The sequence below is a fragment of the Micromonospora sp. NPDC023814 genome, assembly GCF_040639595.1.
GTDB lineage: Bacteria > Actinomycetota > Actinomycetes > Mycobacteriales > Micromonosporaceae > Micromonospora.
On record NZ_JBFAAF010000044.1, the window covers coordinates 1 to 22,318 of the forward strand.

Here is a 22,318-nt window from a genome sequence, read left to right on the forward strand (position 1 = left end):
CTGGACCTGTCGGCCGCGCCGGACAGCCCCGCCCGGTCCGAGCGGAGCGACTGGCGGCGCATCCTGATCTTCACCTGGGACCTGCTCCACGACACAGGGGTCGCGATCGAGGAGCCGGCCCGGCTGCTGATCGAGGTGATGCGCGAGCTGGACCGTGGCGACGTCACCCAGACCGAGCTGCGGCGGCTGATCACGGGGATCGACCCTTCCCGCAGCCCGGCGGTCGCCGAACTGGCCAAGCTCTGGCAGGACGCGCTGCGGAACAGCATTCCCGAGCAGGACGTACAGCCGATCCGGGCCGGGCTACGCCACGGCACCAGCATGGGTCAGCGCTGGCGCCGCCTCATCCGGTCCGACCAGCAGAGTTACCCGGACGAGGATCAGATGCTCCGGGAACTGATCACCCTCACCGGAGCGGCGTACTCCCCACAGCGGCCGAGCCACGAGCAGCTGGAGACCATGCGCCGGCTGGTGGCGATGTTGGATCCGCGTCCGCGGACCTGGCCCGAGCTGCTAAAGGGGATACGGGCGCTGGGGGGGCCGGCGCAGCCGCAGCCGGGGGTGACGATCAACGGCGTCGAGGAGGATGTCGCGGTCGTGCGGTCGTTGCTGGAAGCCGTAGCGGAGGCCAAGACCGCTGCGGGACACCGGCCGGTACGCCCGGATGACCTGCGGCACTGGACCCCGCCCCAGCCGGAGCCGAGCCCGGTGACGTTGCGTGGCGGCGGCGGTTCCGATGCGGAGGATTCCGAATCCGAGCCACAAGCGCCGCGGACCGGCCGTGAAAGCAAGGTGGTCCAGGGCAGCGGTGCCGTCGGCACTCGACGTACCCGGGCCGCGAGCGAGGGTGCCGACGCCTTCAGCGAGGTGGAGGTCCTGAGGGGCGGCGCGCGGCTGTTCCGCCGGGATGACGTGTGGCACTTGTGGGTCGGCTTGGAGCCGGATCAAACCCTGATACGGCGACTGGCGGTGCCCGCCACGACCTTGGTGGTACACGGGCATGGCGACGGCGGTCGGCTGGTGTTGGGGGAGACCGCGGAGTACGGGTTGCGGCTGGCGCAGGCCGGTGGTGCGACGCAGGCGTTGTTGTTGGCCTGTGAGCAGGCCGAGGCGCAGGCGTTCGCAGACCGTCACGGAATGCGCGTCTGGGCGACGGACCAGATGATGTTCGTGAGTCCGCATGACGGGTCGGTGTTCATCGGGAGGGCCGATGTTGATCAGTTCGGGCGGTTGGTTCCGGTCGGGGCCGGGGAGCCGGTGGCGTTGGACCAGTTCGAGCCGGATGGATCGGGCCCGGTGCGGGGCGGGAGCCCGCCGCTGGTGGGGCTGGTCCCACAGGCGGCGACGGTACATCCGGGGCCGTGGCAGCACCGCTGGGGCGTCCGCCCGCGGTTCAGGGCCCGAGCCGCCGCGGCGGCGCACACTCCGGAAGGCTCGCGCCCCGACGGCCGGGCGCTCCGCTCGGCCGGCCTGCCGCACGTTCCTGGTCAGGCCCCCGGCAACGAACAGCCCCGAAGAACGACTCAGCATGAGGTCCAGTGGACACCCACGCCGGGCACGGCAGGCCAGTCCATCGTCAGCGCGCGGCGTCCGCGGTCGCCGTACCTCAGCGCGAGGACGACCGAGCAACGCCGGCGCGTGCTGCTGGACGCCCTGCTCGTCGATTCCCCCTCGACCTGGGCCTCGCTGGTTCAGGCCGCGCAAGGCCGAGCCGGCAACGACGAAGAGCGTGCCGACACCGCCATCATGGACGCCGTCGTCAGCGTGCTACGTCATGACTCCCCATCGGTGGAACAGATCGCGTCCGCCGCCCAGCAGATCGGTGATGCCCACCGGAGTCTTCCGCCGTCGGCCGTCGATGCCTGGCGCAGACAGTTGACGTCCCTCGCGTCCCGCCATCCGGTGATCGGTGACCTTCAGGCATCGATCGCGTCCCGGCAGCTGCCGTCTCCCAGCGACGCGCAGGCCACGACACCACCAGCCGCTGCCACCGATGATCAGCATGTCGTCGACCCGGCCATTGAGCGTGCGTACCTCGCTGCGACGGACAACGCTGGCCGACGGTCGGTTCTCATCGATGCCCTGCCTGGGCTGACCCACGCCGCCATGCACGCGCTCGCCGGCTTCGCGGCAGACAACGCCCGCACCGTTGAGGACAGGGCTGACGCGGAAGCGCTGCGGCTGCTGGCGTTCGCGCTGTCCCCGTCGTATGTCGCGGGCGGCGAGCCGGACTGGATCGCCGGCCTGGACAAGGTCGGGAGGTACGAGTGGAGCAGTGCGGTGTCCGCCCTCCACAGGAAGCTCCCGCAGTCTCGGAGCGCCCTGAAGCCGCTCATGCAGACACTGGTCCGCTGCGCTCCGGGGTCCTCCTGAATCGTCCCGGGCCGGTCGGAGACGCTGAGACCCACAACGGCAAGATCGATGCGCGACACACCCGCCGGACGTGGCGAGCACGGTCGCGGAGCCAGTCAGGCGCGATGGGCCGCCCGATCGCCATCCGCAGGATGCACACCAGGTCGGACGGCATCCACCTTCATTGCTGTTCAGTCATGAAGAGTCAACCGGCGAGCTGCCGCAGGGCCAGCATCGCCCGGTGCATACCCACATCGTCAACGACCGGGGCAGTGTGGCGCTGGGCCCGGATGTGGGTCACCAGGTCCGGATCTGGCAGGAGCCCATGGGATTCCAGATAGTAGGTCGTGGCGTCGCTCCAGACCCAGCGGCCGTCGGTGCGGTAGCTCGTCGGCACCACCCGGCCGCGGGTGTGGTCGACGACATCGACCAGCCGCCCAGTCGTGAGCAGCAGTGCCTTGCCCCGCCGCAGGTAGTCCATCAGCTCCGCCTGCGCCTCCTGTTCGGCCCGGGGATGATCGGGTCGGAACCGCGGACCGAGCGGGGGATCGACCGCGTCGAACAGCACCGCCACCCGTACCCCCGGGTCGGGTTCGCGTGACCACAGCAGCTTTCCGTGCGCCCTGGCCAGGCGATGATAGTCGGGGAGGTCGAGCCCGGTCGGATAGACCTCGACCCGTGGCTGGTCGCGTCCAATCGTGCCGAGGGCGCGCTGGATTTCCCCGGTGATGGCGACCAGGTCGGCGTCCTCGTCCGCCTCGACCAGATAGACCCGGCCGGCGTCGGGCGACGCCCCGCCCGCTGCGGCCAGCCGGCGGGAGCGCCACAGCCCGCGGGCGCCGACAAGGGCGACCGTGCTCCGGATGACGGCCCGGTCCTTCCGATCGGTGCCCGACGTGGACTCGGCAAAGCGGTATCCCACCGGGACCTCGTTCTCGGTGATTTCAATACCCGACAGGCGCTCGACCGTCTCGCCGGTAACGCCCAGCGCCTCCTCGAGAAGGTCGACCTCGCCCGGGAACAGCGGTGCGCCTTCACCCAGGACGGCCCCGATCAGCTCATCGCGCACGTCGGTCAGCCGCCGATCGGCGAGCAGACCACGGCAGCGTGCGATGGCGTCGTCGCTCATCCGCCCGGCCAGGCCTAGCAACAGCAGGTGCCAGTCGATGCGTGCGTCGTCGGTGTCGTCGATGGGCATGGGCTCTCCTCCTCGGCGCCGCGTGCGTCCACTCGGATCAACGAATGGAGCGCCGCCGCCGTTCGCGATCGGGTCTGGCCGGCGCCGGTTGACCCACGGGTTGGGAGCGGCAGGTACATGGCGCGGAGGGGCGATCATACGGAGGTGGGCGGAGTTAGCTACCCCATCCCCAGCAAGCCGCACGTCGAGCCGTTCGCGTTCCAGCGGCCGGCCGGTCCCGACTTGGGACGTCTTCCCTGCGGGGCGAACTCGCCAAGCGAGAATCTCCACAGCTCGATGATGAGCTGGCCGACGCTCACTGAGCGCCCTCAGCTGGACCGGCGACCTTGACCCTGATCACGGCCCGGCTCCAGCTGGGTGACGGTGAAGAACGCGAGGTCGTTCGTCGGCACGGCAACCGCCGGAGTAGGTGTACGGCTTGTTCTCGGCAACCCACTGGGTCACCCAGCCGATGGTGCTCGCGAGTCGACCGCATAGAGTCGGTACGGCACGCCCGGGCTGAGCCCGGTCATGCTCGCCGTCACATGGACCGGCTGGTCCGCCCCCACGACGGCCACCGACATCGTGGCTCCGGTTGCCGTGTTCGCGTCGCTGCGGCCAGGGTCACCTCCGTCGGCGAGCCGGGCGCCAGAAGCAGCCCGATGGTGACCCTGACGACCAACGCCAGTCCCACGGACGCGGCGATGAGCGAAACCGCCGCATTCGGCGCCGACCGGCTGACGGCCGTGGGCCCGGGGCCTCCGGTCGGGCCGCTGCTGGCCGTGTCGCGGGTCGGTGGGGGGCCGACGACGACGCTCCGGCCGGCGTCGCCGGCGGGCGCTCGGCCGCACCGGTCCTCGGCGCGAACTCGTTGCCGATGGAGCGGACATCCTCCGTGCTCAGCAAGGGGAGGAAGGTCAGCACCTCGCTCAGCTCGGCGCACTCGGCCCGGCACTCGGCGCACCGGGCCAGATGCCGATTGACCACTCCAGCCTCGATCGAGGAGAGCGCACCAAGCACATACAAACCAAGCTGGAGCTGGACGTGTTCCGGTCCTGACGGGGGTTGGGTCATGCCTGTCTTCCTTGGCGTGCGACGCTTCGCTTCGCCGCTGGGTACGCAGCGTGTTGCCTGTTGGACGTCTGGCGGACCCGGACGGTTCAATCGACCGGATCCGCCCACCGTGGGAGCGGCCGTGACCGGCACGGCCGCCCGGACGAGCACCGCCGGCCAGCTCCGGCCGGGTCCGGTGCCGCAGGGCAGCCTTGGCCGTGCCTACCGTCGAAACTTGTTCATGCTGAACCGAAAAACGCTGCGCCTCGTAAGACTGTTACACCGCCGCCTCACTGTCGGGGTGGACGTTCCTAGGAGATGACTGTGGTAGCTCAAGGTTCAACGCCCGAATGCGCGGCGGGCGTCTGCCGGGTGGCCATCATTGACGACCAGCCGATTACCCGCGCTGGAATGGAGCGGGTGCTGGCCGATGAGCCGGGGTTCACCATCGGTGCGTCGGTCTCGTCGGTCGACGAGATCGACACGCTGGACGGAGCCGGCGCATACGGTGTGGTCGTCGTGGCCATCTCGGCGCGGGATGTGCGCAGCTGCGTCGACACCGTGATCAGCGTGTCCAAAGTGGCGTACCCTGTGGTCACATCCACGTGGGACAGCGAGGACATGCTGTGGGACGCGATCCGGGCTGGCGCTCGAGGCTGCGTTACCCGCAGCTGCGACCAGCGCGAAATGGTCAAGGCGCTCCGCATCGCGACGACGGGGGCCCTCTATGTCTCACCTGACCTGATCGGGCATTTGCATGAGCAGCTCGAGCGACCCCGACGACCCGGGCGCGAGGTGACGGCCGGCCTGGCTCCCCGAGAGATCGAGACAGTCAGGTTGATCAGCCTGGGTCTCACGCAGCGGCAGATTGCCACCCGGATGGGCCTGTCCGAGGCGACGGTCAACACCTACGCCAAGCGGATCCGGAGCAAGCTGAAGGTCGGCAACAAGGCCGAGCTGACCCGGGCGGCGATCGGCCTCGGCTTGGTGAGCGACGACTGCGGCGATCGGCACTACTACGCCGCCTGATTTCTGTCCGCGTACGACCGGAAGCCGAGGAGGCAGGGATGACGACACACCAGACCGACGACTTCGAGGCCTGGATGCGGCAGGCCAACGCCATGCAGTCCGAGCTCATCGAGGCCAGATCCCGGCTGTTCCAGGTGGAGGTGGCCGGAACCTCCGGCCCGGTCACCATCAGCCTGGGTGCAACGGGCGAGCTCCACGACGTCCGCTTCGACGGGGACCACCTGCCAGACCCCGACAGTCTCCGGCGTGACATCCTGGCCGCGCACGCCCAGGCTCTGGCCGCCGTGCGCGAGGCGGTCGAAAGCACGATGCGCCCGTTCCAGACAATGATCGGCAACCTCGAATGGGACGGGCAATAGGGCTTCAGCGCAGCACCCGGCGGGCTCGACCGGCGTCGACGGCGACCGGTCGGGCCACCCGGCAGCCATGGCCGTAGGCTGCCGATATCGGGGGGCCCGGCTGGGCGACGTCGCCGCCACGGCGCGTCCGGCTCCAGTCTTCGAGCTGACCGGTTCCCAGCCCTTGTCGTCGGCGTCGGCCCCGGTCGGACCACCGCTGGAACGGCCGGGGATGACGCAGCTCCGCGCCGTCAGCTGTCGGCGCGGACTGCCGGCCGGTGTTGCGGTGCGTCACCCGCCGCCCCCTTCGCCTGACCCAAGGCCAGAGCCGAGGATCAAAGTGCGCGGCCCGTGAACCGAGCGGCGCCCGCAGAGCGTCATAGACGCGCGACTTCGCCGTCCCGACCGGAATCCACCAGCACCTCGGCCGTCCGCATGACGGAGCGGCCCTTGAAGTACCGCGCGTCCATCCCTGCTCGGCTGGCGGCGGATCCACACAACGGCATCGGGTCTGGCCGTCCACTCCGACCAGCGACAAGGCTGAATTGTTCATCCCGTCCGTGGCCAGCAGCTCGGTCAGCAGGTTGATGCCGGCGTCGGTTGGGTCTCATGCGTCGTGAGAGCACCGCATAGGCCACAGCGCGTCCCAGGTCGAGGGCGCGGCCTCCCGCCAGCCAGCGCCGGCGGCGATGGACCAGGTCCTCCGGCGCACTGCCGGCGATTCTCAACAGCAACCAATGGCGCGCCGATCATAGGTCCGACTCGGTCTGGCCAACGGTTGATGGCATGACCGACACCGGCCGGCGGGTCGAGGCCCGGGCTGAGCACGGCGGCCCGACGGCGGCTGCCCGTCGACGGCAGCCGGATCAACGGAACCGTGCTGCGGCATGCGGACGCCATCCGGCGGTGCGCCGATCGCTGGACCAGTTCACCACCGCGTCGGCGGGCCCGGTGCGGCCGACCGCACCGGGCCCGCCGGCCGGGTCACCGCGAGACCAGCGCCCACCGGGTGATCGACTCCTGGGCATCGGTCACCGTGGTCCTCCCAGTGCCGCCGGTGAAGCCGACGTAGGCCGGTCCGGTCCCGACGACCGCCGACAGGTCGACCCCGTAGGTGAACAGCGGAGGCCGCGTGGCCATCATCATCAGGTCCCGCCCGGCGGTTGGGGTGGCGGAGGCGGCCCACACGGTCAGGCGGTGGGCCGACGCGTCGTAGGCGATCGACACGTGGAGCGGCTGGGAGCCCCACATGCTGAACCCGGGGTCACGCCAGATCCGGTGGTTGGTGTGATCTCCGTTCAACGTCACGGCGATGTGCTGGTGTCCGGCCGGGTCGAACCCGTCCGGGCTGTTGTCCCAGGTGTCCAGCTCGACCGCGAGGCTAGGCTTGACCGCCGAGACCGAGTCAGTGGTGTCCTGGCCGTAGCCGAGGCGACTGCCGGCGTTGCCGAGCGCGGTCGGCCCTTGGCCCTGGACCACGAACGCCATACCGTCGGTGATGTTGCTGATCTGGGCCGTGAATGAGGTCTGGAACGACCGGGACGGATCAATCCGCGTGCTCGCCCAGGCGCTGGCCGCCTGTGCCGAGCCGGCGGCCAGGTAGAGTCGGCCGTCCGACACGCGAGCTGAGCCGTTGAGCCGCAGGCCCGACGCGTCGACGAAGCCGTCCCGCTGGATCTGCACGCTCTGCTCGGCCCGGCTGGCGGTCCGGGTCGGTTTGGCCAGCGAGGAGAGCCCGCCGGTTTCGCTCGGCTTAGGGGTCGGCGACGCGGTGGGCGTGGCCGACGCTGTCGCCTCCGGCGTCGCGGGCGTGGAGGGGGTCGGCGTCTTGGCCCCGCTGCCCAGCAGGGGCCCGCTCTCATAGAAGTCGGCGTATCCGACAACTCGCTCGACGAAGGCGGCGGCCGAGGGGGGCACGCCGGCCACGTCCTTGACCTCCTTGATCGAGGACTGCGAAGCGGCGACGGCCAGCCGCCACCGGTCACCGGTCACCCCGCTCACCCTGATCTGGCCGGCCAGGTCGCAGGTCAGGTGGGCGAGGGCGAGCAGGCTCGCCTCCCGGTTGGCCGGGGAGGAGTCGGCCGAGGGCGCCCAAGTCTTCCACTGCTTTGCGGTGAGCCCGGCGATGCCACCGTCCGGTGTCGGTTTGAACCCCGTCTTCGCCATCACCTGGGCTGCCAGGCGGGCCGGCGTGAGAGTAGTGCGGCAGGACTTCGCGGCCCGGACGAGGCTGGCAACCACCGAGGGCTCGACCTGGACTGCATTGGACCTGGTCGCGGCGTTGCCGACGCCGAGGACCAGCCACAGGGCCAGTGCGCTGAGCACGACCACGATCGCTATCATGGTGCGCCCGCGGGTGAAATGCCGCAACGGACGAACGGCCCAGCCAGGAAACGCGTGTGCTCGCATCCGGGTCTACCCCTTCTCGATGGTGGCTTCGTACCAAGACGGCCGGCCGGGCGCCGCGGTTCACGCCGGGACCGGTATCCGGAATTTCCGCGAGGTGCACGGTTCCGGCGACAGCTGGATCAGGGTCGTCGTTCGGCTCGCGCTCCACTCGTCACGCTCCGACGTAGGAAAACTTGGGCTGACACCGACGGCGGGGGTTTCGGGAGTATCTGACGGGGCTGCTGCTGCCGGGAGCGGAACAAGACGGCGACCGCCCTGGCGGGTGCCGAGCCCGTGGTGGGCGCACAGCCCCGGCGGTGCAGCGGTTGCAGTTCATCCTGTCCGAGCCCACTGGGACGCCGAGCTGTCAACGGCCGGCGGCTGAAGTTGCTGACGGCTGATGCGGCGGCCTAGCCACTCGCCGCCGGCCGGGGCCGGGCGTGAACCGAATATCGGCGCTGTTCGTAGTGTGGACGACCGGCCGCAAGCAGTTCGAGCCGATCGCCTCCGATGTGGAAGGAAAGAGAGTGTTCGGTCGTATCCGAACGGCGCTGAGCGGCCGTCACCGCACGTACAGACGCCTGGCCGCCGCGGTGGTCGGCCTGGCCGCCGTCTTCGCGGGCGTCGGTGTTGTCGCCAGCATCGCCCAGGCCGACGTCGCGCCTCCGGGCACCGTCCATTACCAGGGGATCCTGCTCAGCTTGGAGTCGTCATGCGACTGTTGAAGCAGATCGTGGTGGTGCGGCGGTCGCTTTTGCCGGGAGCCTGGGCGTCGGTGCGGTGGGCGGGAACACGTGGCTCACGCTGGTCCTCGGTGTCGCGACGGCGGTGCTTGCGTTGCTCGCGTACGCCTGGGTGGTTCGCCGGACTGAGCGCCGCGCACCAGCGGAGGTGGCTGTGTCAGGCGCCGGCGCCGCCCTCGCCCGGGGCGTGCTGATCGGCGTCGGGATGTTCGCGGTCGTCATCGCCAATATCGCCTTTCTCGGCGGCTACCGGGTGACCGGCTGGGGCTCGATGACGGGCGCGGTGGCGCTGTTCGGGTTCATGGCCGCTGCCGCTGTGACGGAGGAGCTGCTCTTCCGCGGCGTCCTGTTCCGGATCGTCGAGGAGTGCATTGGCACGTGGGGCGCGCTGGCGCTGACCGGCCTGCTGTTCGGCCTGTCGCACCTGCTCAACCCGCACGCCAGCCTGTGGGGCGCGCTCGCCATCGCGGTCGAGGCCGGCGGGATGCTCGCCGCCGCCTACGCCGCCACCCGCAGCCTGTGGGTGCCGATCGGCCTGCACTTCGGCTGGAACTTCGCCGAGGCCGGCATCTTCGGCACCGACGTCTCCGGCAACGGCACCTCCCAGGGGCTGCTCGAGGGCGCGGGTGTCGGGCCCGACCCTGCTCAGCGGCGGCGAGTTCGGGCCCGAGGCGAGCCTGTGCTCAGTGCTCGCCGGCGCGGTGCTGACGGTCGTGTTCGTGAGGCTGGCCCGCAGGCGCGGCCACGTCATGCCCCGCCGCCGGCGCACCACCGGTGCCGACGCGGTCGCTACGCTCGCCCGGTGATCGACCCCACCTTCCCTCCTACCAACACAAGCCGGCCTGATTGCTCACCGAGTGTCGACGGGGTGTGCATCGGCGCGACCCGCGGCGGGGAGCAGAGCAGCACGATCGTCAGTTCCCGGCTCGAGCGATGAGCCGTTGGCCGGCCCGCGCACGTATTCGACAGGCAACAGGGGCGTGGCGTACTCGAAGACAGGAGAACGGATGCACTCGGGCGGCCAGGCGTCCGGGCGGGCGCGGGCCCGGCGGGCTGGTGTGACGGTGGCGATCAGCGGAGCGGTCCTGAGCGTGCTGGTCTCGACGCTCACCTTGGGCCCGCCGGTGCTGGCCGGGCCGGTGTCCGCCGTCAGGCTGTCGTTACCATCGGGTTCGCTGGCCACCGGCTCGCCGCCGAGCGGATCGGCGCCGAGCGGATCGGCGCCGAGCGGATCAGCCCCGAGGGGAGCGGTGCCGAGCGGCTCGGTGAAGCACTACATCGTCGGGCCGCCGGTCAACGCCCAGCCGGAGTACCTGTTCGCCATCGCCGCCCGCACGCTCGGCAACGGAAACCGGGCCGACGAGATCTTTGAGCTCAACAAGGGCCGGCGCCAACCCGACGGCTTCGCCCTGGACGACCCGGCGGTACTCCATCCGGGCTGGATCCTGCTCCTGCCGCCCGACGCCTCCGGTCCGGGCGTACTGATCGGGCCGCTGGCGACGCCGGGTGTCGAGGCGGCGACGCCGGGCCCAGCAACGAGGGGGTCCGGCCCGGCCGAAGCGGCCGGCGCGGACGATTTCGACCGCGTCGTCCGCGGCCTCGGCCTGCTGCTCGTGGTCGTCGTCATGATCGTGGCCATCCATCTGCTGCGCCGGGGCGAGCGGCTGCGGCTGCCCGGGTCGCGGGATCGCCTCCGGGACCGGCCCGACGCACCGTTCCTGCCGGCCGATGCCCCCGGGTCGGTGGACGTGCGGCCCGAGGTTCCGGCCGACGGCGGGGAGGGCCCCCGGGCGCCGTCGGATGACGGCCCGACGAGGCCCGCCCCGGCTTCCGCTCTCGGCATCGACAGTGACCGTCGGATCGCCCAGAACCCGGCCGACGACCTGCTGGACGTCCCGCTCACCGCGGCCTCCGGGCTGGATCGGGCCACTGTACGGCTGGCCGGGGTGCGCCTGCCCCGGACGACCCCGCCCTGGCTGTGGCTGGACGTGGACGCCGCCGGCCCGCCGGCGCCGACCTACACCGCCGTTGGCGCGCTCGACGGCCGAGCGCTCTGCCTCGACCTGGTCCAGGCGCCGGACGTCCTGACGGTCACCGGGGACGAGGCGAAGGCCCGGCGGCTGTCGGCCGCCCTCGCCGAGCAGCTCATCGAGCGTGGCGTACCTGTGACCGTCGTCGGCGGGACGATTGGCGGCCGGCTCGCCGACGCTCGCATGGTGCCTTCGTTGACCGAGGCGGAGACCGCGACCGACGAGCCGACCGCCGTACAGATCATCTTCTGCGGCCCCGAGCCGGACGACGCGCCTGTTCTGCGCCGGCTGACCGCGCGGACCAATCCCCGCACGATCGTCGTCCTCGTCGGCAAGGTGCCGCCCGGGCGCTGGTCGATCGAGGTGCGATGACCTCCGGGCCGGGTGGACGCGCTGCCGGCGGGCCGCTGGTCAGCACCAGCACCTGGCTGTGATTCGATTCGACAGCGCGGTGACGACCGAGAGCCCGTCGGCGATCGGCATCTGGTAGCCGAGCAGGATCGCCTGCGGCCGCGCTGGCGGTCCCAACAGCCAGGGCCTGAACCGCCGGCGTTCAGGACCCGTAATGAATGGCATGGCGATTACCACGGAAGCACCCGCGGGCGGCGTCCGGGGGCCGTGGCGGCGTCACTGGCGGGCTGGTGGCGAACAACCTCGCCGGATCCCGGGCCTGTTCGACCTTGCCGTCGTGGTCGCCCCCGACGGTGGCTTGGCCACCCGGCAACGTCCGGACCGCTCGCTGACCGGTGCCCAGCTGGCCGACATGGTCCGGGAGAACGGTGGCGACGGTTTCGACGTACGGCTGCTGGTCGCCACCGGGCCGCAGACCCGGGCCACGATCCAGGCAATGGCCCACGAACTCGGCCGGGACGTGCTCGTGGCCCCGGCCGGGAGCGAGCTGACGTACATCCGGTCGATGTCCGAGCTGAGCCTGACATCCGCCCGCCGCAGCGGCACCGACGGGGGTGGCGGCGGCGACTGCGATGTGGTGCCGGTGGATCTCTTCACCGGCCACCCGGTCAACTGGCTCGTGGTCCAGCCGTCCGGCGATCAGGGCTCCGGGCAGAGCTGGTTCGAGCTGGTCGGCGGGCTGGTGCGGGAGCGGGAGGGAACGGCGGCGCTGCCGTTGCCCGGTGGCGGGCTGAGCCTGGCCACCCGGGAGGACTTCGTAGAACGCCGGTCCGCCGCGGCGACGATGCGACCGGGCCACCCGAGTGTGCTCACGGTCGCCGTCGGGGTGCGCGCCGGCGATTTCGTCGTCGGCGACTACAACGGGCGGGTGAGCCTGCGGGACGGTCGGCAACTGGCGGCCGCGCTGGCCCCGCTGCCGCTCTACGGTTGGCATCTGCGACTGTGGTTGAGCTGGCCCGAGACGGCCGAGGAGCGGCGGCGGCTCGGACTGAATCTGGCCCGGCTCGCCGAGACCACCGGCGCTACGGTGTGGGCTCCGGCTGAGGGTGACCAGGTCGAGATCCTGGAAGGCTGCCGCGACCTGTCGGTGATCCGTCGTGACGCCCGGCCCGGCCGATGGGAGCGGTACGGCGACTCCACCGGCGAAGCGCTGTTCCAGACCGATGTGGACGGTCGGCTGGTTCCGGTCGGTGGCTTGGTCACGACCAGCTATCCCGGCGTACCCCTCGTCAGCGTGCCGGCCGCCCACGAACAGAGCCAGCTCGCGATCTACGAACGCCTGCGGCCCAGCCAGGCGATCTTCCGCGCCGACCTCGCGGTGCTGGCCGACGGACGGCTGGCGCTGCGCTACCGCGACGATTCGCTGCTCGCCGCCGGCGAACGGCAGACCAGCCAGCTTCTGGAGGCCGCGGGCTGGCGCGGCACGGATCTGCTGCTGCTCTCGGCCATCTCGCCCGAGCGGGCGGCCGGAGCGCGGCATCACGCCGACCGGCTGGGTCGGTATCTGCGCTGCGGCATCACCCTCAGCGAGGCATCCGACCCGAGGTCGCAGCCGGCCCCGGCCGAGCTGACCCCGCCCGAACCCGAGCCGTATCCGCTCGCCGCGCCGCCCGCGACCCGAGCGGTCCCGGTCGAGGCGCCCCGGATGTCAGTGGTGCATGCCGTGCCCGAGCCGGCCGCGGCCGTCCGGCCCGTTCCCACGCCGACGCCGGAGCCCGCCACCGCGCCCCGACCCGCCGCGCTGCCCAGGCCGGAGGCCGTGCGCGGGCCTGCCGCGTTGCCCAGGCCGGAGGCCGTGCGCGGGCCTGCCGCGAGACCCTGGCCGGCCGCGTCGGCGGAGCCCACCCCGGAGCCGACACCGGCCACGCAGCGAACACCCGAGGCGCTGCCCGTGACCGCCGACTCGGCCCGGCCGGCGGCCGGGACCTCGAAGTCCACCGGGCACGACAGCGCCGTCCCGGCCAAGATCGGCAAGAACGCGCTTCCGCCGTACCCAGCATCGACCGTCGCGAGTACGTTTACCGAGCTCGGCCCCGGCGAAGCCGGCCAAACCGCCCGGTCGGCCGCCCTCCACTCCGCGGTGGCCGGTCACACGGCCACCGCTCGCGCGCTCCCTATCGACGGTTCACGGCGGACCGAAGTGGCCGGTGCCCACGCCGTCGACACCCCGCTCGTCTCCGAGATCGCGGCCCCGTCCGTCGACGGCCCGGAGCGCGCGGCGACGACCGGCCCCGAGGCGCCCGGCCCCGACGCCGACCCGCCGCCGGATCGGTTCACCGTGCCGTTACCGGCCCCGGCCTCGCGACTCATCGACGGCCCCAGACTGACCGAGGCGCAGCGCTCCCCGACCTGGCACGGACTCACCTGGCTGAAGCCGCAACCGCAGGTCAACGAAGACGAGTGCGAGCTGTTCGTCGAGTGTGCGGTCGACCCGGACGTGGCCGTGACCGACGGCGTCCCGAGCCCCGGCCTGTTCCTGCTGGCCCACCTGGACGCGGTGGGTCTGGGCGCCCGGACCCGCGCCCGCCATCTGCTCACGCTGCGGGTCGGCCCCGGCGGCGCGGTCGACGTAGCGGCCAGCGACGCCGAGCCGCCCCCGGCGCTGGCGCCGGCGCTGCGCGACCGCGACGTGTACCTGTTACCGGCCGGTTGGCTGGATCGGTGCCGTATCGTGGCCGCGCTCAAGGTCGGGTCGCACGGCGATCTGACGCCGCACCGACGATGGACCGACGCGCCGGTACGTCTGCTCAGCCGTGGGGCCGCGCACGGTGTTCCGGGCCTGCCGGACGAGGTACAGCGGTGGCCCCGGGGTCGACTGCAGACCGCCGCCGCCCGGTTCATCATGGTGCGCGCGGACAGCCCGGAGGGGCTGGGCCAGTGGCAACGTCTGCACCGGCAGCGGCCCCCGGTGCTCCCCGACCACCGGCTGATCGAGGTGCTGGTCGATCGCGACCGCGCCATCGACGTCGCCGGCACCGCACGGGCCCTGGCCGGGCTGACCCGGGTCCGGACGATTCTGCCGCGGTTGATGACCGACGGCAACGAGTACATCCTGCCGGTCGCGTCCTATCCGTACGTGCGCGTCGAGCGGGAGTACGTGGCGGAGCGGCGGAGATGGCGCCGGATCAGGTCCTCCGCGATCCGCACGCTCGATGCGTGGCGCCCGGAGCCGGCCTGACCGTCGTCGCCCGCCGAGTCGGGAACGGGTCAGCAACGCCAGGTTCGGCGCGGCCGTCCGGCCCGCTTCCGGCGCTCCAGGTCTCGCTCGCCGCGCCCCGCGCCTGGACGGGACGTGCCCACCGCCGCCGCAAGCCGGACCGGAACCGGCGGCCCGCGGCTACGTCGAACGCGATGGATCCGGCCGCCGGGGAATCGTCACCGTGCGGTGGGCACTTGCCGGTAGCACGCACGGGGGACAGGCACGCACCCGGAGCCGCACGTGTCCTTCCGAGCTGGTCCGACTCACCTGTGACACGCTCGGCCACGCCGTGTTACTCACGCGCCGTCCACCAGATTGGGGGAGAGCACCCGTCGTAGGAACTCCCCGGTTCGGGCCTGCCTCGGATTGCCGAGCACCTGCCCGGGGGCTCCCGACTCGACGACCACGCCACGATCGACGAACACGACCCGGGAGGCGACCTCCCGGGCGAACGCCATCTCGTGTGTGACGATCAGCATCGTCATTCCCTCGGCAGCCAGGCGACGCATCACCGAGAGGACCTCGCCGACGAGCTCCGGATCGAGCGCACTGGTCGGCTCGTCGAAGAGCATGAGCTGAGGTTGCATCGCGAGCGCCCGCGCGATGGCGACGCGCTGCTGTTGGCCACCGGACAGCTGGGCCGGAAACGAGTCGGCCTTGTCGGCCAGCCCGACCCGCGCGAGATTCGCCTCGGCCACCCTGTCCGCCTCGCGTGCGCTACGCCGCAGCACGCGACGTTGCGCGATGGTGACGTTGCGGCGCACCGTCAGATGAGGAAAGAGGTTGAAATGCTGGAAGACCATCCCGACGTGGCGACGCACTGCGTCGATGTCGCAGTCGGGGTCGGTGACCTCGACACCATTCACGAGAACGGTCCCCCGGGTCGGCACCTCCAAGCCGTTGAGGCAGCGCAGCAACGTCGACTTGCCGGAGCCCGACGCTCCGATGAGGCAGACAACCTCGCCGGCATCGAGGGTCAGGTCGATGCCGCGCAACACCTCCACGGACCCGAACGACTTGTGTAGATCGCGGACCTCCACGATGGCCACGGTCAACTTCCTTTCGCGACGCGCCTCTCCAGGAAGCGCACGACCTGCGACAGCGGCACGGTGATCGCGAGGTACAGCACGCCCGCGACGACCAGCGGAGTCGGATTGACCCGCGAGTTGAGCGCATCGCCCGCGTACTTGGTGAGCTCGACCGTGCTCGCGGTGACGCCCAGTATGTACACGATCGATGTGTCCTTGGTGAGCGATATGACCTCGTTGGTCAGCGGCGGCACGACCAGCCGAAGGGCCTGCGGAAGCACGACCGAGGTCATGGCCCACCGGTGCGACATTCCGAGCGAGCGAGCCGCCTCGTGTTGTCCCTTCGGGACGGACTGGATGCCCGCGCGGATCGTCTCCGCCATGTAGGCCGCGGCGGTGAGCCCGAGCCCTATGGTCACGGCGCCGTAGCTGCCACCGACGATCTGCTGCTCGGGGAAGGCCAGCGGGATGCCGTAGCCGATGAGGAACAAGACGAGCAGGACGGGTAGCCCGCGAAACACCTCGATGTAGACAGCCGCGGTCCAGCGGTAGGCGGCGACCGACGAGCGGCGCATCAGCGCCAGGACCAGACCGGCCACAAGGCCGAACGAGAAGGCGAGCAACACGTAGATGACCGTGTTTCGCAACGCGACGGTGACCGCCTCAGGAAACATCGACGCCGCGATGTCGGTCCGGAAGAAGGCGTCGGCCACCCTACGCCGGTCGGCGGCGGCTACGAGCATGACCACGACGGCCGCGAACAGTGCGTAGGCGGCCCCGCGCAGCAGGCGGCGGCGCCGCCGAAGACTTATCCGGCGGCGCCGCAGGCGAGAGCTCATCGCTTCGGCCTCGGCCCGATCCACTGCTGGTAGAGCTTGTCGTAGGTGCCGTCCGCCTTCGCCTGCGCGAGCGTGTCGTTGACCGTCTGGAGCAGTCGGCGGTCACCACCCTTTTTCACGGCGAACCCGTATTGCTCGCCCGTGTTGAACTCGGTCACGGCTTCAGCCTGGCCGGGATTCTTCTTCACATAGTCGTTCCACACCGGCAGGTCGCCGACGGCGGCTGCCACCTGTCCAGTGGCGAGAGCCTGTTGCAACGTGCCGAGATCGGGGAAGTCGACGACCTCCACCTGGAGCGACTGCTTCGATACCTGACCAGTTACGTAGTCGTCACCGGTGGTGTTGCCCTGGACTCCGACGCGCTTGCCCACGAGATCACTGAGCGACTTGGCGGTGGACCCGGACGCGACGACGAGAAGCTGAGTCGCGTCGAAGTAAGGGGCCGAGAAGTCGAGAACCTTGCGCCGCTCGTCGGTGATCGTCATGCCGGCGGCGGCGATGTCACACTTCCCGGCATTCAGGTCGGCCCCGGACTTGATGCCTTCGAACGGAGTGTCCACGATCGTCTGGACCACACCGAGGCGCTGAGCGACCAGATCGATCAGATCGACGTCAAACCCGACAACCTTCCCGGAGCCATCGCGGGACTGGAACGGTGGATAGGGCAGATGCGTGCATGTCGTCAGCTTGCCGGCCTGCACCAGATGTGTGGCGTCACCGCCCGAGTTGGCGCCCGTGCTGGTGCACGCCGTGAGGCTGGACACTACTACTACGAGGAGCGCGCCAGCGAAGAGCTGGCCTTTCAGTGGTCGACGCACCTGCCCGCCTTTCATCGGTGGGTATAACTTCGATATCCCTACTAATTCTACCTGAGTAGTCGGTTATAAGCTACGGCGGCAGCTTGATCTTTAAGCTGTGCGGCGTGGCCTCGGGTTGTTCGAAGTCTTCGTTTTCATGCCGCCTTTCGGTTTGTGCTGGTGGCGGCGGTGACGATGTGGACGCCGTGGCGGGCTGCCGGGTGGGGGTTGCGTAGTCGGGGTGGTCGGCCGGGCCCTGGCCGGGAGGGTTTCGGTGCGCGGGCACCGGTTGTCGGAGGCTGTCGCACAGCTTTCGATCTTCGACTGTCGAGAGGTCTTCTGCCTGGCATCGTGGCGGAAGATCTTGTTCAGGTTGTGCACCGCGCCGAGGAGTTTGATCTCGGTGTCGACGGCGGCGGTGCCGCGTTGGTGCATGCGGCGTCCGAACCGTTGGAACAGCTGGGCGAAGCCTGGTTCGACGAGGGCGCCGCGGCGGGCGTAGAGCTGCCTGCCTTCGGCTGAGATCACCTCAGTGGCAACCGCTGCAACGCTACCTCGGACGCCGATAACACTTCGAAGACACCATCCTCGCCATCGCGGGACTGGTGTCCGACCGGCGCGCCGAGCGGCAACCCAACACAAGCCGAACCGCCCGCACAAGCACGACCAGAAATGGAACCAGAACCCGAAGCCGTTCGCGTGGGTCAAGACCGCCGAGGAAACCCTCGGCTCCCTCACCCGACATTGTCGACGAATTTCAGACGCGGGACGTTGAGGTGGTCTCAACAAGGTTCGGCGACCGACGGGGGATGACACGGGGTTGAAAGCAACAGGCTTCGTAGCGTTCTATCTTCCAGAATTTTAAGCAGAAGCGGATGTGTCCCGTGGTACGACGAATGGCGCGATGCTGGCGAGCTTTTCGCAGGTCTCCTCGAATTCGCGCTCGGGTGTGGAGTCGGCTACGATCCCGGCACCGGCTCGTAGCCATGACCGGCCGTTCCGCTCGTAAATGGCGCGCAACACCAAAGTAGCGTCCAGTGCGCCATCGTGGCTGACCGAAAGGACCGACCCGGAGTAGATCTCGCGCGGAGTGCGGTCCAGCCGGTGGATCGCGTCGAGAGATTCCCGCTTCGGGATACCGGATGCGGTTACTGCGGGGAATAGCGCCTCCAGCGCGTCCCACGCGGTCGCACCGTCCGGCAGTTTACCGCTGACAAGCGAACCGAGGTGCTGCACGCTGCCGCGCTCCTTGACGCTCATGAAGTCCTCGACGGTTACCGACTCCGGCCGGCAGACGCTGCGCAGCTCCTGCTGGGCAGTACGAACGGAGATCGCATGCTCGAATACTTCCTTCGGGTCGGCCTCGAGCTGACGGCGGGCGAGCGCGTCGGCGGCAGTACCGCGACCGCAGGCTCGCGTCCCGGCGAGCGGCTGCGTCACGACCCGGCCGGCGGTGTCGACTGCCGCGATGACCTCGGGGCTGAAGCCCGCGACGCGGGTGCCGTTGAGGTGGAAAAGGAATGAGCGGGCCGGATTGTTGGCGCGGCGTCCGAGTTCGTATGTGGCGTCGATGTCGACGGGAAACGGGATCGGTACTCCTCGGGAGAGGATGACCTTCTGGTACCATCCTTGCCGGATTTCGCTGACAGCCTGTGCGACGCTCGCGCGGTACCGGGCACCATCCACGTCTATGTCGACGGTGCCGGGTTCACCTATCGGGGGCGCGTCGATCGCGGCGAACGCCCGGCGAATGTGGTCGCACATGGCCGGGTCGACCCCTCGGCTGCGGATTCCATGCCGCGAGATGTGCACCTCGACCTGCGGAATGATCATCCGGGCCAGTTCCCCGTCCGACGTTGCGAGGCCCTGCGGCGCGACTGAGGGCAGGAGATTGGAGAAGGCGAACCCGAGCCATCCGTAGGCGTTCCACTCCTCCGCCCGTGAGGCTGCCGCCAGTGCCGCCTGCAGCGCCTTTCCCGGCGACCCCGACCATCGGGTGACACGCTCGCCTCCCGCGTCGGCGGTGTGTACGTACTGAGCATCCAGCGAGACTGTGGTCCGGGCACCCCCGGCGAAGGTCCAGCAGCCGTCACGCTCGTACAACAGATAGTCAGCGAACAGCGCGGACCGGGCCAGGCGCACGGCGAGGGCAAGCGGATCGACAACGGAGTCAGGTTGATCACTTAGCGTCAGGTCGGTGTAGGTGGTCATTAAGGATCCTCGTCATGTCGGGCTTGTGCATCTTCTGTGCGTCGTACGCATGTATCCACCCGAATCGCTCAACCAATCGGTTCAAGTCCATGTCGCGCGCGATGGCGGCTGGGCCGTCGGGCAGGTGTAGCAATGGCGACGTGTCCCACGAACTGCGCTGGATGGCCCGGGTGCGGGTGCGCCGAAGGCGCTGGTAGCGGTCGAATGCCTCGCGGTGACCACCAATCGATACCGACGCGAGGCATTCGGCGAGCACCACCGCGTCCTCGATGGCCTGGTTGGCGCCCTGCCCGTGGTGCGGCAACATCGCGTGTGCGGCGTCGCCGATCAGGACAGCCTGGCCCCGGCTCCAGAGCCGGAGCGGCGGCTGGCTGAGTAACGCCCAGCATGGGCCCTGCGGCACGGCGTTGACCAACTGACGGACTGCCGGATGCCAATCCGCGAAGCGCGCAGCCAGTTCGTCTGGAGCTGCCGGCGCGGCGTTGGCGCCGGCGGACCACTTCTGCGGGCCATCGAGAACTGCAAGAAAGTTCACCCGTCCGTCGCAGATGGCGTAGTGCACCAGGTGCGCACCGGGGCCCATCCAGAACTGCAATGCCTGTGGGTCCGGCAGCAAGGGGACCGCCGCGAGCGGCACCAATCCGCGGAACCCACTGGTGCAGGTGTAGACCGGCCCGCCTTCGGTGGTCACGTAGCGGCGAACGGTGGAGTGTATGCCATCGGCACCCACCACGAGATCGGACGGGAACTCGGTACCGTCTTCGAACTCCAGGACGATGGCCTTTCGAGCTTCGCGCAGCCCGGTCAGGTTGTGGCCCACGTGGACGAGTTCCCGACCCCACGCGTTGGCAAGTATATCGAGCAGGTCGCCCCGGTGCACTCCGTAGAATGGGGCACCGAATCGATTTCGATAGACTTCGCCGACGGGATGCGCGGAAATCCGCCGTCCATCGAGCCAGGATCGAAATATGAGCTCGCTGGCCTCCGCCGAGACCGCCGAAAGCGGATCGCCGAGCCCGAGGCGGTCGAGCAGCCGGGTTGCGTTGGCGGCAAGGGCGACAGCCGCACCAACCTCCCGTAATTGATCAGCCCTTTCGAATACGGTGGCTCCAATGCCGCGTTGGCGCAGGGCGATCGCGGTCGTGAGCCCGCTGATACCGGCACCCACGATGGCTACCCGCAGTTCCTTTGCCGCCATCCCACACTCCCTCAGCACCAGAGTCACACGCCTTTTGGGGAAGGGGTCAGCGGCTGGCGACCCGCCAGGACTGGTTGGCCTGCCCGGCGGGGTTGCAGTCCCAGATCTGTAGCGGCGCGCCGTTGGCGGAGTTCCAGTCCCGCACGTCGACGCACTTGCCGGAGTGCGGGTTCCGCAGGAACGGACCGTCAATCATCCAGACCTGCGCCGGACCGCCGTTGCACCACGCGAGCTGCACCTTCGCGCCGTTGTCCTGGGACGCCCAGGCAACGTCCATGCACTTGTCGAGCATCACCAGGGAGTCGTTGGGGCCGCGCGTGAACCGCTGCCCTGGCGTGCCGTTGCAGTCCCAGAGCTGGAGCTGTGCGCCGTCAGTCGAGTCGCCGCCCGGCGCGTCGATGCACTTGTCGGCGTACCCGCGCAGCTCGAAGGCGGCGACGAGCCGCTCGAAGACGGCGACGTCCGCGGGGGCCGCCCCCAGTGCCGAAGCCAGTTCCGCCCGGTCAGCCGGTCGCCTGTTCATGGACACTGCGTTGTGAAAGGTGACCACGAAGTCCGTGCAGTCGACGCAGTTGAACATGGTTTCGTTGTCGGGGACCTGGTCATGCGTGGACCACAGGTACGCCCTCGGGGCGAAGGTGCGGAGCGCGGCGGTGTAGTCGCTCTCCGCATCACGGTTGGGGTTGATGCAGTTGATCCGGTCTCCGCCCTGCGGATCAGTGACGGCGAGTGCCGCCGGACACGCGGCGAGCATTTGCCCGGCCGAACAGTCCGACGTTGCGCAGCTGCCGGCGATGGTCGGCCTGGGATGATTCGGTGTGTCAATCGTGATCGTCAACGACAGCGCGTCGACGTAGCTGACGTTGTACCAGGGGGCACCCGGATCGTTCTGATCGAAGTTGAACTCGGCCAGGCTCACCGGATCCGAGGTCCTTTCGCAGCGATCGGCCTGGACGCCGCAGTCACCCACCAGGCAGCGGAACGTGCTACCGGGCTCCCCGGTGCACCGTTGGCGCGCGAAAAAGCGCCCGCGCCAGTAGTTCGGCTGGTCACCATCCGGAATCACGATTGTCGCCGACTGGCCCGGCTGCAACGTCGGAAGACCCTTGATGTCCCGTGAGCCGTCGTCGCTCGGGGTCGCGCCGACCCACAGGGTCTCGCCGGTGGAATTGACGAATGTCACGCGCTCGCCGGTGGCCGCGTCGGACAGGCTGGGCATGACCACGATCAAACCGAGAGTGAGCAGCGCGAGCACGACATACGCGGCCATCCCTTTGAGGCGAGCCGCGCAGATCCGAGATATCCCAGTCTTTCCAGTCATGTAGCTCTCCAGTCAGGGAGACGAATGGTGGAGTGTGGACCCGTGGGTTTGCGTGCGGGCCGCACCCCCGTACGACGGCAGCGGCCCCACCCTGGTTCACGCTGCACGGCCCGCCACCGCAGCCGCCCGCGTCGGGCCAGCCGGCCGAATCCACGAACCTCGCGCTGAGCCCCAGCGACGCAGGTCCGTCGGCGGTACGAACTT

Annotated in this window: 17 protein-coding genes and 1 pseudogene; 7 read left to right on the forward strand and 11 right to left on the reverse strand. The window is 69.8% G+C overall.

Features of this window, described 5'->3' with window-relative positions; all coding sequences use genetic code 11:
* Window positions 1–2,373, forward strand: a 2,373-nt coding sequence (locus tag AB0G14_RS22480; protein ID WP_357700331.1) for a hypothetical protein, incomplete at its 5' end; no start/stop codon positions are given.
* 184 nt (window positions 2,374–2,557) lie between these two features.
* Here the strand turns inward: AB0G14_RS22480 and AB0G14_RS22485 are convergent.
* Together AB0G14_RS22485 and AB0G14_RS22490 are read right to left on the reverse strand one after the other, a co-directional pair.
* Window positions 2,558–3,550 (reverse strand): hypothetical protein, encoded by a 993-nt coding sequence (locus AB0G14_RS22485; protein ID WP_357700333.1) that lies wholly within the window; start codon window positions 3,548–3,550, stop codon window positions 2,558–2,560.
* Between the two features lie 603 nt (window positions 3,551–4,153).
* Window positions 4,154–4,603, reverse strand: coding sequence for a zf-HC2 domain-containing protein (locus AB0G14_RS22490; RefSeq protein WP_357700336.1), 450 nt, complete (start codon window positions 4,601–4,603; stop codon window positions 4,154–4,156).
* A 351-nt stretch (window positions 4,604–4,954) separates the two neighbouring features.
* On the opposite strand from AB0G14_RS22490, the gene AB0G14_RS22495 reads away from it, so the two are divergent.
* Window positions 4,955–5,611: a response regulator transcription factor gene (locus tag AB0G14_RS22495; protein ID WP_357700338.1), complete on the forward strand. Its 657-nt coding sequence runs from the start codon at window positions 4,955–4,957 to the stop codon at window positions 5,609–5,611.
* A 38-nt stretch (window positions 5,612–5,649) separates the two neighbouring features.
* Complete coding sequence (locus tag AB0G14_RS22500; RefSeq protein ID WP_357700341.1) at window positions 5,650–5,970, forward strand: YbaB/EbfC family nucleoid-associated protein; 321 nt, start codon at window positions 5,650–5,652, stop codon at window positions 5,968–5,970.
* A 963-nt stretch (window positions 5,971–6,933) separates the two neighbouring features.
* Here AB0G14_RS22500 and AB0G14_RS22505 read toward each other — a convergent pair.
* Window positions 6,934–8,280 (reverse strand): hypothetical protein, encoded by a 1,347-nt coding sequence (locus tag AB0G14_RS22505; protein ID WP_357700344.1) that lies wholly within the window; start codon window positions 8,278–8,280, stop codon window positions 6,934–6,936.
* Window positions 8,281–8,804: 524 nt separating this feature from the next.
* Between AB0G14_RS22505 and AB0G14_RS22510 the strand changes: the two genes are divergently transcribed.
* Together AB0G14_RS22510 and AB0G14_RS22515 are read left to right on the forward strand one after the other, a co-directional pair.
* Complete coding sequence (locus tag AB0G14_RS22510; RefSeq protein ID WP_357700346.1) at window positions 8,805–9,062, forward strand: hypothetical protein; 258 nt, start codon at window positions 8,805–8,807, stop codon at window positions 9,060–9,062.
* Window positions 9,050–9,886 (forward strand): annotated as a pseudogene (locus AB0G14_RS22515) (CPBP family intramembrane glutamic endopeptidase). Before AB0G14_RS22510 ends, AB0G14_RS22515 begins: the two are co-directional and overlap by 13 nt.
* 44 nt (window positions 9,887–9,930) lie before the next feature.
* Here the strand turns inward: AB0G14_RS22515 and AB0G14_RS22520 are convergent.
* Entirely contained in the window at window positions 9,931–10,263 is a 333-nt protein-coding gene (locus tag AB0G14_RS22520; RefSeq protein WP_357700348.1) for a hypothetical protein, read from the reverse strand.
* 82 nt (window positions 10,264–10,345) lie between these two features.
* Between AB0G14_RS22520 and AB0G14_RS22525 the strand changes: the two genes are divergently transcribed.
* Together AB0G14_RS22525 and AB0G14_RS22530 are read left to right on the forward strand one after the other, a co-directional pair.
* Complete coding sequence (locus tag AB0G14_RS22525) at window positions 10,346–11,482, forward strand: hypothetical protein (RefSeq protein WP_357700351.1); 1,137 nt, start codon at window positions 10,346–10,348, stop codon at window positions 11,480–11,482.
* A gap of 202 nt (window positions 11,483–11,684) precedes the next feature.
* Window positions 11,685–14,699: a hypothetical protein gene (locus tag AB0G14_RS22530; protein WP_357700353.1), complete on the forward strand. Its 3,015-nt coding sequence runs from the start codon at window positions 11,685–11,687 to the stop codon at window positions 14,697–14,699.
* A gap of 317 nt (window positions 14,700–15,016) precedes the next feature.
* Here AB0G14_RS22530 and AB0G14_RS22535 read toward each other — a convergent pair whose 3' ends face one another.
* From AB0G14_RS22535 to AB0G14_RS22565, 7 genes are all read right to left on the reverse strand, one after another.
* Complete coding sequence (locus AB0G14_RS22535) at window positions 15,017–15,769, reverse strand: amino acid ABC transporter ATP-binding protein (protein ID WP_357700355.1); 753 nt, start codon at window positions 15,767–15,769, stop codon at window positions 15,017–15,019.
* A gap of 2 nt (window positions 15,770–15,771) precedes the next feature.
* On the reverse strand, window positions 15,772–16,611 hold the full coding sequence (locus AB0G14_RS22540; protein WP_357700358.1) for an amino acid ABC transporter permease: 840 nt from the start codon (window positions 16,609–16,611) through the stop codon (window positions 15,772–15,774).
* Window positions 16,584–17,351 (reverse strand): basic amino acid ABC transporter substrate-binding protein, encoded by a 768-nt coding sequence (locus AB0G14_RS22545; RefSeq protein WP_357700361.1) that lies wholly within the window; start codon window positions 17,349–17,351, stop codon window positions 16,584–16,586. Before AB0G14_RS22545 ends, AB0G14_RS22540 begins: the two co-directional genes overlap by 28 nt.
* Before the next feature lie 144 nt (window positions 17,352–17,495).
* Complete coding sequence (locus tag AB0G14_RS22550; protein WP_357700364.1) at window positions 17,496–18,200, reverse strand: transposase; 705 nt, start codon at window positions 18,198–18,200, stop codon at window positions 17,496–17,498.
* 45 nt (window positions 18,201–18,245) lie between these two features.
* Entirely contained in the window at window positions 18,246–19,595 is a 1,350-nt protein-coding gene (locus AB0G14_RS22555) for a salicylate synthase (protein WP_357700366.1), read from the reverse strand.
* A complete protein-coding gene (locus AB0G14_RS22560) occupies window positions 19,564–20,793 on the reverse strand; it encodes an FAD-dependent monooxygenase (RefSeq protein ID WP_357700369.1) in 1,230 nt (409 codons plus the stop codon). The genes AB0G14_RS22555 and AB0G14_RS22560 overlap by 32 nt, the downstream gene beginning before the upstream one ends.
* A 46-nt stretch (window positions 20,794–20,839) precedes the next feature.
* Window positions 20,840–22,063 carry a thaumatin family protein gene (locus AB0G14_RS22565; protein WP_357700371.1) on the reverse strand — a complete coding sequence of 408 codons (1,224 nt, stop codon included), beginning with the start codon at window positions 22,061–22,063 and terminating at the stop codon, window positions 20,840–20,842.
* Window positions 22,064–22,318 lie beyond the last annotated feature (255 nt).